The 11,770-nt window shown below is 35.2% G+C and carries 23 protein-coding genes; all 23 read right to left on the bottom strand.

The genetic code is table 11. The annotated features are described in order from the left end of the window. Positions 1 to 25 precede the first annotated feature (25 nt). A complete protein-coding gene (locus tag HMPREF0202_RS10825) occupies positions 26 to 667 on the bottom strand; it encodes an adenylate kinase (RefSeq protein WP_040407298.1) in 642 nt (213 codons plus the stop codon). A gap of 57 nt (positions 668 to 724) precedes the next feature. Beyond that, a complete protein-coding gene (gene secY, locus HMPREF0202_RS10820; protein ID WP_023050824.1) occupies positions 725 to 2,005 on the bottom strand; it encodes a preprotein translocase subunit SecY in 1,281 nt (426 codons plus the stop codon). Between the two features lie 37 nt (positions 2,006 to 2,042). After that, the gene (gene rplO, locus HMPREF0202_RS10815; RefSeq protein WP_023050823.1) at positions 2,043 to 2,522 is read right to left on the bottom strand and encodes a 50S ribosomal protein L15; all 480 of its coding nucleotides are present in this window, start codon (positions 2,520 to 2,522) and stop codon (positions 2,043 to 2,045) included. Positions 2,523 to 2,525: 3 nt separating this feature from the next. Beyond that, complete coding sequence (gene rpmD / locus HMPREF0202_RS10810; RefSeq protein WP_023050822.1) at positions 2,526 to 2,708, bottom strand: 50S ribosomal protein L30; 183 nt, start codon at positions 2,706 to 2,708, stop codon at positions 2,526 to 2,528. Between the two features lie 13 nt (positions 2,709 to 2,721). Further along, positions 2,722 to 3,222, bottom strand: coding sequence for a 30S ribosomal protein S5 (gene rpsE, locus HMPREF0202_RS10805; RefSeq protein ID WP_023050821.1), 501 nt, complete (start codon positions 3,220 to 3,222; stop codon positions 2,722 to 2,724). A 24-nt stretch (positions 3,223 to 3,246) separates the two neighbouring features. Continuing rightward, positions 3,247 to 3,615, bottom strand: a complete 369-nt coding sequence (gene rplR, locus HMPREF0202_RS10800) for a 50S ribosomal protein L18 (RefSeq protein WP_023050820.1) — start codon at positions 3,613 to 3,615, stop codon at positions 3,247 to 3,249. Between the two features lie 47 nt (positions 3,616 to 3,662). Further along, positions 3,663 to 4,199: a 50S ribosomal protein L6 gene (gene rplF / locus HMPREF0202_RS10795; protein WP_023050819.1), complete on the bottom strand. Its 537-nt coding sequence runs from the start codon at positions 4,197 to 4,199 to the stop codon at positions 3,663 to 3,665. Positions 4,200 to 4,217: 18 nt separating this feature from the next. Beyond that, positions 4,218 to 4,613, bottom strand: a complete 396-nt coding sequence (rpsH, locus tag HMPREF0202_RS10790; RefSeq protein ID WP_023050818.1) for a 30S ribosomal protein S8 — start codon at positions 4,611 to 4,613, stop codon at positions 4,218 to 4,220. 23 nt (positions 4,614 to 4,636) lie between these two features. After that, the gene (gene rpsN / locus HMPREF0202_RS10785; RefSeq protein WP_023050817.1) at positions 4,637 to 4,924 is read right to left on the bottom strand and encodes a 30S ribosomal protein S14; all 288 of its coding nucleotides are present in this window, start codon (positions 4,922 to 4,924) and stop codon (positions 4,637 to 4,639) included. Between the two features lie 22 nt (positions 4,925 to 4,946). Beyond that, complete coding sequence (gene rplE, locus HMPREF0202_RS10780; RefSeq protein WP_023050816.1) at positions 4,947 to 5,498, bottom strand: 50S ribosomal protein L5; 552 nt, start codon at positions 5,496 to 5,498, stop codon at positions 4,947 to 4,949. Between the two features lie 18 nt (positions 5,499 to 5,516). Next, positions 5,517 to 5,858, bottom strand: coding sequence for a 50S ribosomal protein L24 (rplX, locus tag HMPREF0202_RS10775; protein WP_023050815.1), 342 nt, complete (start codon positions 5,856 to 5,858; stop codon positions 5,517 to 5,519). A gap of 22 nt (positions 5,859 to 5,880) precedes the next feature. Continuing rightward, entirely contained in the window at positions 5,881 to 6,249 is a 369-nt protein-coding gene (gene rplN, locus HMPREF0202_RS10770) for a 50S ribosomal protein L14 (RefSeq protein WP_023050814.1), read from the bottom strand. Positions 6,250 to 6,283: 34 nt separating this feature from the next. Then, a complete protein-coding gene (gene rpsQ, locus HMPREF0202_RS10765) occupies positions 6,284 to 6,535 on the bottom strand; it encodes a 30S ribosomal protein S17 (protein ID WP_023050813.1) in 252 nt (83 codons plus the stop codon). Positions 6,536 to 6,585: 50 nt separating this feature from the next. Continuing rightward, on the bottom strand, positions 6,586 to 6,768 hold the full coding sequence (gene rpmC, locus HMPREF0202_RS10760; RefSeq protein ID WP_023050812.1) for a 50S ribosomal protein L29: 183 nt from the start codon (positions 6,766 to 6,768) through the stop codon (positions 6,586 to 6,588). Further along, on the bottom strand, positions 6,768 to 7,190 hold the full coding sequence (rplP, locus tag HMPREF0202_RS10755; protein WP_023050811.1) for a 50S ribosomal protein L16: 423 nt from the start codon (positions 7,188 to 7,190) through the stop codon (positions 6,768 to 6,770). Before rplP ends, rpmC begins: the two co-directional genes overlap by 1 nt. A gap of 2 nt (positions 7,191 to 7,192) precedes the next feature. Then, positions 7,193 to 7,849: a 30S ribosomal protein S3 gene (gene rpsC, locus HMPREF0202_RS10750; RefSeq protein ID WP_023050810.1), complete on the bottom strand. Its 657-nt coding sequence runs from the start codon at positions 7,847 to 7,849 to the stop codon at positions 7,193 to 7,195. Positions 7,850 to 7,864: 15 nt separating this feature from the next. Then, a complete protein-coding gene (gene rplV / locus HMPREF0202_RS10745) occupies positions 7,865 to 8,197 on the bottom strand; it encodes a 50S ribosomal protein L22 (RefSeq protein WP_023050809.1) in 333 nt (110 codons plus the stop codon). A gap of 47 nt (positions 8,198 to 8,244) precedes the next feature. Further along, positions 8,245 to 8,526: a 30S ribosomal protein S19 gene (gene rpsS, locus HMPREF0202_RS10740; protein WP_023050808.1), complete on the bottom strand. Its 282-nt coding sequence runs from the start codon at positions 8,524 to 8,526 to the stop codon at positions 8,245 to 8,247. Positions 8,527 to 8,550: 24 nt separating this feature from the next. Further along, on the bottom strand, positions 8,551 to 9,381 hold the full coding sequence (rplB, locus tag HMPREF0202_RS10735; RefSeq protein ID WP_023050807.1) for a 50S ribosomal protein L2: 831 nt from the start codon (positions 9,379 to 9,381) through the stop codon (positions 8,551 to 8,553). A gap of 89 nt (positions 9,382 to 9,470) precedes the next feature. Next, positions 9,471 to 9,758, bottom strand: a complete 288-nt coding sequence (gene rplW / locus HMPREF0202_RS10730) for a 50S ribosomal protein L23 (protein WP_023050806.1) — start codon at positions 9,756 to 9,758, stop codon at positions 9,471 to 9,473. Further along, on the bottom strand, positions 9,758 to 10,390 hold the full coding sequence (gene rplD, locus HMPREF0202_RS10725) for a 50S ribosomal protein L4 (RefSeq protein ID WP_023050805.1): 633 nt from the start codon (positions 10,388 to 10,390) through the stop codon (positions 9,758 to 9,760). Before rplD ends, rplW begins: the two co-directional genes overlap by 1 nt. Before the next feature lie 30 nt (positions 10,391 to 10,420). Beyond that, complete coding sequence (gene rplC, locus HMPREF0202_RS10720) at positions 10,421 to 11,047, bottom strand: 50S ribosomal protein L3 (RefSeq protein WP_040407289.1); 627 nt, start codon at positions 11,045 to 11,047, stop codon at positions 10,421 to 10,423. Positions 11,048 to 11,230: 183 nt separating this feature from the next. After that, entirely contained in the window at positions 11,231 to 11,542 is a 312-nt protein-coding gene (rpsJ, locus tag HMPREF0202_RS10715; protein ID WP_023050803.1) for a 30S ribosomal protein S10, read from the bottom strand. Between the last annotated feature and the right edge of the window lie 228 nt (positions 11,543 to 11,770).

Here is an 11,770-nt window from a genome sequence, read left to right as displayed (position 1 = left end):
AATTTTCCTTTCTGGGTTTCTAAAGTTATCCTAAAATATTAAAGATTTCCTTTGCAATTTCATTTATCTCTTTAGTTCCGTCTAACTCTACCATTACTCCTCTTTCAGAGTAAAAATTAAATAGAGGTGCTGTTTGCTCATGATATGCAGATAATCTTTTTTCAACAGTGTCCTTATTATCATCTTTTCTTATAATTAAGTCTGATCCACAGTAGTCACATTTCCCCTCTACTTTTGGTGGATTATTTTCAATATGGAAAGATGCTCCACAGTTTGGACAAACTCTTCTTCCAACTACTCTTCCAACTATTAATGAATCAGGAACATTTAAAGAGATAACTTTATCTAAATTCATATTTAATTCTTTTAATAGTACCTCTAATGCTTCTGCTTGCGCTAATGTTCTTGGAAATCCATCTAAAATAAATCCTTTTTTACAGTCTTCCTGTGATAATCTATCTTTTATTATTCCTATTATAGTTGAATCTGGAACTAATTTTCCTTCATCCATAAATTTCTTAGCTTCCATTCCCATTTCAGTTCCTTCTGATATAGCAGCTCTTAGCATATCACCAGTTGAAATTTGTGGAATTCCATATTTATCAATTATGAATTTCGCTTGTGTTCCTTTTCCAGCACCTGGTGCTCCGAATAACATTATATTCATTACATTCATCTCCTTTATTAAAAATAAAAAGGGCACGACATATGCCGTGCCAAGATTTTATAAAAATCCCTTATACTCTTTCATGATAAGGTGAGCATCTATCTGTTGTACAGTATCTAGTGCTACCCCTACTACTATTATTATTCCTGTTCCACCAAAGAATATTGGTAGTCCAAAAGCTTTAAATAGTACCATAGGTGCAATTGCGATTAAAGCTAAAAATATAGCTCCACCCCAAGTTATTCTAGTTACAACTCCTTCAAGATAATCAGCCGTATCTGCTCCAGGTCTAATACTTGGAATCGTACCTCCACCTTGTTTTAAGTTTTCTGCAACCTTTTCAGGATCGAAAACTATTGAAGTATAGAAGAACGAGAAGAATATAATTACAGCAGCATATAGTATTAAATATACAGGATGCTGGTCACCAAATATTCTAGCAAGTATTACCTTTCCAGAAAACTCTCCGGGAAGCATGTTTACTACTAAAGAAGGTATCATCATCACCACTGAAGCGAAAATTACAGGCATTACTCCTGAACTATTTAACTTCAATGGAATATATGAATTCTGACCCATTCCATTATTTCCAGCAAATCCTCTTCCTACATAGTGAACTGGTATTTTTCTTTGCCCTAATTGGAATACAACAATTCCCGCAATTGTTATAATTGCAGCAATCCCCACTAATAACAAAACAGGAATAAGAAACTTACTCCCTCTCATATCTTGTATAGTTTGAATAACAGCTCCTGGAGCTCCTGAAATAACATTTAAAAAGATTAGTAGCGAAACTCCATTACCTATACCTTTGATAGATATTTGTTCCCCTACCCACATTAAAAATATTGTTCCTGCCGTTAAAGTTGTTATTGTTGTTAAGAAAAATGTAAACCCTGGTGTTGTTACTAATCCTACCGATTGTAACCAAGTGCATACCCCAATTCCTTGGACTATAGCTATTACAATTGTTAGGTATCTAGTCCATTGAGTAATCTTATTTCTTCCTGATTCTCCCTCTTTTTGAATTTCTTCAATTTTAGGGATAATTACAGCAAGTAAACTAAATACGATTGATGAATTGATATATGGTACAATTCCCAATGCAAATATAGATACTCTTTGGAAAGCCCCACCTGAGAACATATTAATATATCCTAGTAAATCACTTTGCGCAGTCATTTGAGCCAAACGATCAATGTCCACACCAGGAGCAGGGATATATGTCCCTACCCTAGCTACTAGGAACATTAATAAGGTGAAGATGATTCTCTCTCTCAGTTCCGGAATTTTAAATATACCTCTAAGCTTCGTTTCAAACTTTTCAATTAAACCCAAAATTCTTCACCTCACATTGAAATAACTAGTCTTTTAATTACTTGTTATTTTTTGCTACATCAGCAAAAGTTTTAACTTCAAGAATCTCTACAGATCCACCTTTTGCTTCGATAGCTGCTTTCGCAGAAGCAGAAACTTTGTGAGCTTTTACAGATACTTTCTTCTCTAGCTCTCCGTTTCCTAAAACTTTGATTCCAGCAAGAGTTTTCTTGATAACACCAGCAGCTACTAATAACTCTGGAGTTACTTCTGTTCCCTCTTCGAATCTATTTAAATCACATAAGTTTATTATTGCATAATCTTTTCTGAATATTGCGTTAGAGAATCCTCTCTTTGGAGTTCTTCTGTATAAAGGCATTTGTCCACCCTCGAAGTAAGGTTTTACCCCTCCTCCAGCTCTAGAGTTTTGTCCATTGCTTCCTTTTCCAGCAGTCTTTCCTAATCCAGAAGACTCTCCTCTTCCGATTCTTTTTCTAGCTTTTCTTGGTACAGAAGGCTTTAATTCATTTAATTTCATTGATTATTGCACCTCCTCTACTTTTATTAGGTAAGATATTTGAGCAATTTTCCCCATTAATTCTGGAGTTACATTGTGCTCTCTAACATCATTCATCTTCTTAAGCCCTAGCGACTTTGCAGTTGCTATATGGTTAGGCTTTCTTCCGATTATGCTTTTTACAAGCTCTATTCTAAGCTTTGCCATCTTTTTTTACCTCCTAGCTTAAGATTTCCTTTACTTCTTTTCCTCTTAAAGCTGCAACTTCTTCAGCAGTTCTTAATGCTGCTAATCCTTCAATTGTAGCTCTTGCAACGTTGAACTTATTTCTTGATCCTTTAATTTTTGTAAGGATGTTGTGTACTCCTGCTAACTCAAGAATCTCTCTACAAGATGATCCTGCGATAACTCCAGTACCTTCATAAGCTGGTGCCATCCATATAGATGTTGCTCCCCATTTACCAACGATTTCGTGAGGAATAGTAGTTCCTTTTAATGAAACCTTTACCATGTTTTTCTTAGCAGAAGCGATTGCTTTTCTGATTGCATCAGGTACACCATTCGCTTTTCCTAGTCCTATTCCTACGTTTCCTTCAGCGTCTCCTACAGCAGCTAAAACAGAGAAAGATATAGTTCTTCCTCCTTTAGTTGTCTTAGAAACTCTAGAAATCTTCAATAATTTCTCTTGAAATTGTTTTTCTTCTTTAACTAACTTAGACAAGTGAAGTCCTCCTCTCTACAAGAATTAGAATTTAAGTCCTGCTTCTCTTGCAGCCTCTGCAAGGGCAGCTACTCTTCCTGTGTATTTATATCCAGATCTGTCAAATACTATAACAGATATTTCTTTTGCTACAGCTCTTTCAGCGATTGCTTTTCCAACAAGCTTAGCAGACTCGATGTTTCCACCGTGCTTTACATTTCCTTTGATCTCTTTATCGATAGTAGATGCAGAAACTAAAGTTACTCCATTTACGTCATCAACTAATTGAGCAAAAATGTTGTTGTTTGATCTATATATAGAAAGTCTTGGTCTCTCAGCTGTACCAGAAATCTTGCTTCTGATAGATAAGTGCTTTCTTCTTCTAATAGCGTCTCTATTAACTCTCTTAAACAACTTTTTAACCTCCTTATTCTCAGCACACTAACCTTTTTTAGTTAGTATTATGATTTCTTACCTTCTTTTCTTCTGATTACTTCGTCAGAATACTTAACTCCTTTTCCTTTGTAAGGCTCTGGAGCTCTCTTAGATCTGATGTCAGCAGCAACTTGTCCTACTACATCTTTCTCTATTCCTTCAATGTGGATAGTTGTATTTTTCTCAACTGTCATTTTGATTCCTTCAACAGCATTGATTACAACTGGGTGAGAATAACCTAAAGCCATCTCTAATCCAGCATTTTTCTCAGTAGCTCTGTATCCAACTCCAACAAGTGTAAGAGTTTTCTTGAAACCTTCAGATACTCCAACAACCATGTTGTTTAAAAGTGCTCTTGTAGTTCCGTGTATAGCTCTTACAGCTGGTAGATCGTTTGGTCTTGCAACTGTGATCTCATTGTTTTCTACATTTATTGTTAACTCTTCGTTAAATTTTTTAGTTAAAGTACCTTTAGGTCCTTTTACAGTAACTACGTTTCCTGCAGCTAATGTAACTTCTACCCCAGCAGGTACCACTATGATCTTTTTACCTACTCTTGACATATGGCTACCTCCTAGTTATTACCAAACGAATGCAAGAATTTCTCCACCCATGTTCTCTCTTCTAGCAGTTCTATCTGTTACGATTCCTTTAGAAGTTGAAACAATAGCGATTCCTAAACCTGATAATACTCTTGGCATATCCTCTACAGAAGAATAAACTCTTCTTCCTGGCTTAGATATTCTCTTGATTCCTTTGATTACTCTTTCTTTTCCGTCATACTTTAAGTATACTCTTATATTCTTTTTATTTCCATCTGTTACAATTTTGTAGTTAGAAATATATCCCTCTTCTTTTAAAATCTCAGCGATTCTCTCTTTTACGTTAGAGTGAGGAACATCTGTTTTCTCATGCATTACAGCATTTGCATTTCTAACTCTTGTTAACATATCTGCAATTGGATCTGTTAAAAACATCTATTAAATCCTCCTTTCATCAATTACCAAGATGACTTCTTCACACCTGGAATAAGTCCAGCACCTGCTAATTGTCTGAACTTAACTCTCGAAATTCCGAATTCTCTCATGAATCCTCTTGGTCTTCCATCTAATTGACATCTATTTTTCTTTCTAACTTCTGAAGAGTTCTTAGGTAATTTGTTTAGCTCAAACATAGCTTCCATATCTCCCTCGTTGATTCTCTTCTTCAGCTCAGCTCTTTTTTCAGCATATTTGTCGCATAAAGTTGTTCTTTTAACTTCTCTAGCGATCATTGACTTTTTAGCCATTTATTATTAACCTCCTCACTATTTACTTTTTAAAAGGCATTCCGAATGCCTTAAGTAAAGCTCTTCCTTCTTCATCTGTTTTAGCTGAAGATACTATAGTGATAGACATTCCTAAAAGCTTGTCAACTTTATCAAATTCGATCTCAGGGAAAACTAATTGATCTCTTAATCCTAAAGAGTAGTTTCCTCTTCCGTCGAATGAATCCGCTGGAACTCCTTCGAAGTCTCTTACTCTTGGAAGAACTACATTTACTAATCTATCTAGAAAATCGTACATTCTCTCTTTTCTTAAAGTAACTTTTGCACCGATTGGCATTCCTTCTCTTAACTTAAATCCAGCTTCTGATTTTTTTGCTTTTCTTACAACTGGCTTTTGTCCTGTGATTATTGCTAAATCAGCCATTGCAGCATCGATTAACTTAGAGTTTTGAGTTGCCTCTCCTACTCCCATGTTAACAACGATTCTGTCTAATTTTGGACATTCCATAACGTTAGATAATCCTAACTCTTTTATTAAGTTAGCAACTATTGTTTCGTTATATAACTTATGATATCTAGAAACGTATTTAGACACTTACGTTCTCCTCCTCTCTTATAAAGTTTCTCCAGATACTTTAGAGTATCTTACTTTTTTACCGTCCACAAACTTGTATCCAACTCTAGTTGGTTTACCAGCTTTCTCATCAAATAACATTACTTTTGAAGAGAACATTGGAGCTGGTTTAGTTACAACTCCACCTTGTGGGTTTATTTGTGAAGGTTTCATATGTTTTGTGATCATATTGATGTTCTCAACAACGATCTTTCCTTTTTTAGGGAATACTTTTAAAACCTTACCTGTTTTTCCTTTATCTTTTCCAGATATTACGTAAACTGTATCTCCAGTTTTTACATGTAATGACTCTGGTACAAATTTAATCTTAGGTTTAGCCACGACAATTAGCCTCCTCTCTCAATTATATTACTTCTGGAGCTAGTGAAACTATCTTCATGAAGTCTTTAGCTCTTAATTCTCTTGCAACTGGTCCGAATATTCTTGTTGCTTTTGGTTCATTATTGTTATTTAAGATAACAGCTGCGTTATCATCAAATTTAATATATGATCCATCTTCTCTTCTTAATTCTTTTCTTGTTCTAACAATAACTGCTTTTACTACGTCTCCTTTTTTAACGTTTCCACCAGGTATTGCTTCCTTAACTGATGCCACAACAATGTCACCGATTCTTCCGAATCTTCTTCTAGATCCTCCAAGAACTCTTATAACCATAAGTTTTTTAGCTCCCGAGTTATCAGCAACATTAAGGATAGTTTGTTGTTGTACCATTAAATTATCCTCCTCTCAACAATAATTTGGATTATTATCTAGCTTTCTCTATAATATCAACTAGTCTCCATCTCTTATCTCTAGATAATGGTCTAGTTTCCATGATTCTTACTTTATCTCCAGTTTGAGCTACGTTGTTCTCGTCATGTGCTTTGAACTTCATAGTCTTCTTAACTCTCTTTTTGTAGATTGGGTGTAATGTCATTGTTTCGATAGCAACAACTATCGTCTTGTCCATCTTATCAGAAACAACGATTCCTTCTCTTACTTTTCTCTCGTTTCTCAAGATTTTGACCTCCTCTTCTTAAGAATCTATATCCTAACTTTAAGATTTAATTATCTTTCGTTTAATATAGTGTTTATTCTTGCGATCTCTCTTCTTACTTCTCTAATCTTAGCAGTGTTAGTTACTTGTCCTAATGAAAGTTGAAACTTTAGGTTGAAAAGTTCTTCCTTAAGCTCTTTACACTTTACTACTAAGTCTTCAGTAGATATTTCTCTTATTTCCTTAGCTCTCATTAGTTCTCACCACCATTCTCTCTTTTTACAATCTTACATCTGATAGGAAGTTTCATAGAAGCTTTTCTTAAAGCTGCTATTGCTTTCTCTTCAGTAACACCAGATACCTCGAACATTATTCTTCCAGGTTTAACTACTGCTACCCAACCTTCTACGTTTCCTTTACCTTTACCCATTCTTACTCCAGCTGGTCTAGCAGTAATTGGCTTATCAGGGAATATTCTAATAAAAGTCTTACCTTCTCTTTTGAATGTTCTGTTGATTCCAACTCTACAAGATTCAATCTGTCTGTTTGTTATCCATGCTGGCTCAAGGGCTTGTAATCCGTAATCTCCGAAAGCAACAGTGTTACCTCTTTGAGCTGTACCCTTCATTCTTCCTCTAAACATTTTTCTATGTTTCGTTCTTTTAGGCATTAACATGATTACGCTTCCCCTCCTTCCTTCTTAGTTGGAAGTACTTCACCGTGGAAGATCCAAACCTTGATTCCAAGAGCTCCATATGTTGTATGAGATGTAGCTGTTGCATAGTCGATATCTGCTCTTAATGTATGTAGAGGTACTTTTCCTTCTACTACCCACTCAGATCTTGCGATCTCAGCACCATTTAATCTTCCAGAAACCATAACTTTGATTCCTTTTGCTCCTGCTTTCATTGCTCTCATAACAGCTTGACTTACTGCTCTTTTGTAAGCTACTCTTTTCTCGATAGATGTAGCTATATTTTCTGCAACTAAAGTTGCATCTTTATTAAATTCTTTAACCTCTTGAACTTTAACTGTAACTTTTCTTCCAGTCATTGCTTCAAGTTTAGCTCTTAATGATTCTATTTCAGAACCTTTTCTTCCGATGATTATTCCAGCTTTAGCTGTGTGTATTAAAACTACAACGTGTGACGGAGAAGTTCTCTCGATTTTTACCTTCGAAATTCCCGCGTGGAAGTAGTTCTTTTTGATCATTTCTCTGATCTTTGTATCTTCATGGAAGAACTTTGCGTATTCTTTTTTATCTGCATACCAGATAGAATCCCAAGTTCTTGTTATTCCAAGTCTCAGTCCTCTAGGGTCTACTTTTTGTCCCACAGTCTTACCTCCTTACTACTTTTCAGACACTGCCACAACAATGTGTGCTGTTGGTTTTCTTATTATATCTGCTCTTCCCATCGCTCTTGGCATTATTCTCTTAAGCGCTGGTCCGTCGTTTATCATTATAGTTGATACTACTAACTTCTCCTCATCCATGTTGAAGTTGTTAGTTGCATTAGCAATTGCTGATGCTAGTGTTTTCTTTATAAATCTAGCTGCTTTTTTGTTAGTAAATTCTAACGTATCTAAAGCTTCTAATGCTGATTTTCCTCTCACTAAGTCTGCTACAAGTCTAGCTTTTCTTGGAGATAATCTTACGAATCTAGTTATTGCTCTAGCTTCCACTAGTCCAACCTCCTTTTCCTACTATCAATTTATTAATTTAAAATCGATTATTTTTTCTTTTTCTTTTTGTCTACACCGTGACCATAGTATGTTCTAGTTGGTGCGAACTCACCTAGTTTATGTCCAACCATTTGCTCAGTTACATGAACTGGTATGTGCTTTTTACCATTGTAAACACCAAATGTTAATCCTATAAAGTTAGGGAATATTGTTGATCTTCTAGACCAAGTCTTTATTACCGCTTTTATATTCTCAGTAGCTACTGCTTCCTCAACTTTTTTCATTAAGTGGTGGTCACAAAAAGGTCCTTTTTTTAATGATCTAGCCATTACCTATTAGCCTCCTCTCGAAAATTACTTTTCGTTTCTTCTTCTTACGATAAACTTGTCTGAAGTTTTTCTTCCTCTTGTCTTAACACCATGAGCTGGTTTACCCCAAGGAGTCATAGGAGATTTTCTTCCAACAGGAGCTTTACCTTCTCCTCCACCGTGTGGGTGATCACAAGGGTTCATTACAGATCCTCTTACGTGAGGTCTTCTTCCTTTGTGTCTGTTTCTTCCAGCTTTACCTAGTGATACTAGGCTGTGCTCAGAGTTTCCTACTTCACCGATAGTTGCCATACATTCTCCGTGAATTAATCTTAATTCACCTGATGGTAACTGAACGTGACAGTAAGTTCCTTCTTTTGCAACTAGTCTTGCTGCAGTTCCTGCAGATCTAACTAATTGTCCACCCTTTCCTCTTTGTAACTCAACGTTGTGTATCTGTGATCCAACAGGCATCTCTTTTAATTTAAGAGCATTTCCTGGCTTTATTTCAGCATTTGAACCAGCCATTACGATATCACCTTTCTTAAGTCCCTTTGGAGCAAGAATATATCTCTTCTCTCCGTCTGCGTACGATAGTAATGCAATGTTTGCAGTTCTATTTGGATCGTACTCTAGTGATACTACCTTTGCAGGTACATCTAATTTATTTCTTTTAAAGTCGATGATTCTGTAAAGTCTTTTGTGTCCCTTGTCTCTATTTCTACAAGTTCTGTGTCCATAGTTATCTCTACCATAAGCAGATTTTAATGGAGTAGTTAAAGACTTTTCAGGTCTAACTTTATCTAAATCTTCGTTAACTAATCTAGACATATGTCTAGTACCATTAGTTATAGCATTTAACTTTCTAATTGCCATTTTGTTAACCTCCAAAATTTCCTGACCTATAATTATCTTTAGCTTTATCCTTTTATATATAAAGAACTAAACCTCTAATTATCTTTCAATTATACTTCTGCGAAGTAAGTTATTGTGTTTCCAGCAGCTAATTTAACAATAGCTTTTTTCTTAGCTTGAGTCTTGTAAAGTTTCATTCCATGTCTCTTAGTAACTGGCTTTACGTTGATTGTAGCTACAGATTCAACTTTTACGTTAAATATAGTTTCGATAGCTTTTCTAATCTCAACTTTATTTGCTTTAGGACTTACCTCAAATGTGTACTTGTTGTAATCTCTTCTTAAAATTTCAGTTTTTTCAGTGATTACAGGCTTCTTTACGATATCGTAAGCAGTCATTATGCAAGCACCTCCTCGATTGTCGTTAACGCTTCCTTAGTTACGATAACTTTCTCTTGCTTTAATAACCAGTAAACTCCAATCTCATTTGGTTGAAGAACTACTGCGTTCTCTAAGTTTCTAGCTGATAAGTATAAGTTGTAATCAGCTTCTGTAGCAAGGTCATTTACAACAAATAATTGCTTTGTGTTTGCTGTTAAAGCATTCGTTAAAGCGATTATTGTTTTTGTTTTTGGAGCTTCGATAGTTCCATCAAGAACTAAGATTTCTCCAGCAGCAACTTTCGCAGAAAGTGCTGATCTTAAAGCAAGATTTCTTACTTTTTTGTTTACTTTTTTCTCATATGATCTTGGTTGTGGTCCGAATGTTACTCCTCCACCTACCATGTGTGGAGCTCTTATAGAACCTTGTCTAGCTCTACCAGTTCCTTTTTGTTTAAAAGGCTTTCTTCCTCCACCTTTAACCATAGCTCTAGTTTTAGTAGCTGCAGTTCCTTGTCTAGCAGCTGCTAACTCTGCAGTTAATACTTCATGTAATACTGCTTGATTAGGCTCGATTCCAAATACAGAATCTTTAACTTCTACAGTACCAGTTTGGTTTCCTGCTAAGTCATATATGTTTAAAACTGCCATTATTTTCCTCCTTCCTCATCTACTAACTAATTATTTCTTTACAGCTGGCTTTACAACGATATATCCGTTCTTTGGACCAGGTACTGCACCTTTAATTAGTAGTAAGTTGTTTTCTGCGTCAACTTTAACAATTTTTAAGTTTTGAACTGTTACAGTTGCATTTCCGTATTGTCCAGCCATTTTCTTGTTCTTAAGAACTTTTCCAGGCCAAGACGACATTCCTATAGATCCTCCAAGTCTGTGGTTTCTAGAAACACCGTGTGAAGCTCTGTTTCCACTGAAGTTATGTCTCTTCATAACTCCTGATGTTCCTTTACCTTTTGAAGTTCCTGTAATGTCTACGAAAGCAACCTCTGCTAAAGCATCTACTTTAATCTCTTGTCCAAGTTCGATTCCTTCTACTGAATCAACTTTTAACTCTTTAACAAATCTTAATGGCTTTACACCAGCTTTGTTAAAAATTCCCATTAATGGCTTTGTAGTATTTTTTTCTTTTTTCTCGTCAAATCCTAATTGTAAAGCTGAGTAACCATCATTCTCTACAGTCTTCTTTTGAAGAACATAGTTAGGTCCAGCTTCAACAACTGTAACTGGAATAAATTTTCCATCTTCGAAAATTTGAGTCATTCCAATTTTTTTTGCTAAAATTCCTGACATGTGTTTTACCTCCATCAAATAATATATTGGTTGACAACTTGCCCTCGTGGTTCCACCACTTTTTCTTTAAAAAAAAACGCCAACTTGTATTATTCTGTAAGGATAATTTAATTCTTCAATTAGCATCAAATTACCCGAAAATCAGCCGTCTGCTTTTTTCTCAGAATCTTTTCTTTCAAACAATTATGCTTGCTTTATTTCGATTCCAACACCAGCTGGTAAGTTAACTGCTGTTAAAGAAGCAATTGTCTTAGGGTTAGAGTTTTTAATCTCTACCATTCTTCTGTGCACTCTCATCTCGAATTGCTCTCTCGAGTCTTTGTTTACGTGTACTGATCTTAGTACAGTATATTTTTTAATCTTTGTAGGTAGTGGCATAGGTCCTGCAATTTCTGCTCCAGATTTCTTTGCTACTTCTACTATTTTTTTAGCTGATTGATCTAATAAAGTGTGATCATAAGCTTTTAAGTAAATTCTTAACTTGTTAGAAGCCATTTTACTTTTCGCACCTCCTTAAAAGTTTCGATTAAAAGAATTAAATAATTCTTTTGTACACTCTGGTAATTATATCACATTTTTTACAAAAAGCAAATGTTTTTTGTTTTTATTTAAAAGTTTTTTTACCTAGCTTTTTTAAGAATATAAAAGGGGACGAAGTCCCCTCCTATATGAACTAAATTTCACTATATATTAAGTAAGATTACTTAGTAATTTCTGCAACAA

It is taken from the genome of Cetobacterium somerae ATCC BAA-474 (assembly GCF_000479045.1).
Taxonomy (GTDB): domain Bacteria; phylum Fusobacteriota; class Fusobacteriia; order Fusobacteriales; family Fusobacteriaceae; genus Cetobacterium_A; species Cetobacterium_A somerae.
This window is presented reverse-complemented; position numbering and strand designations above follow the sequence as displayed.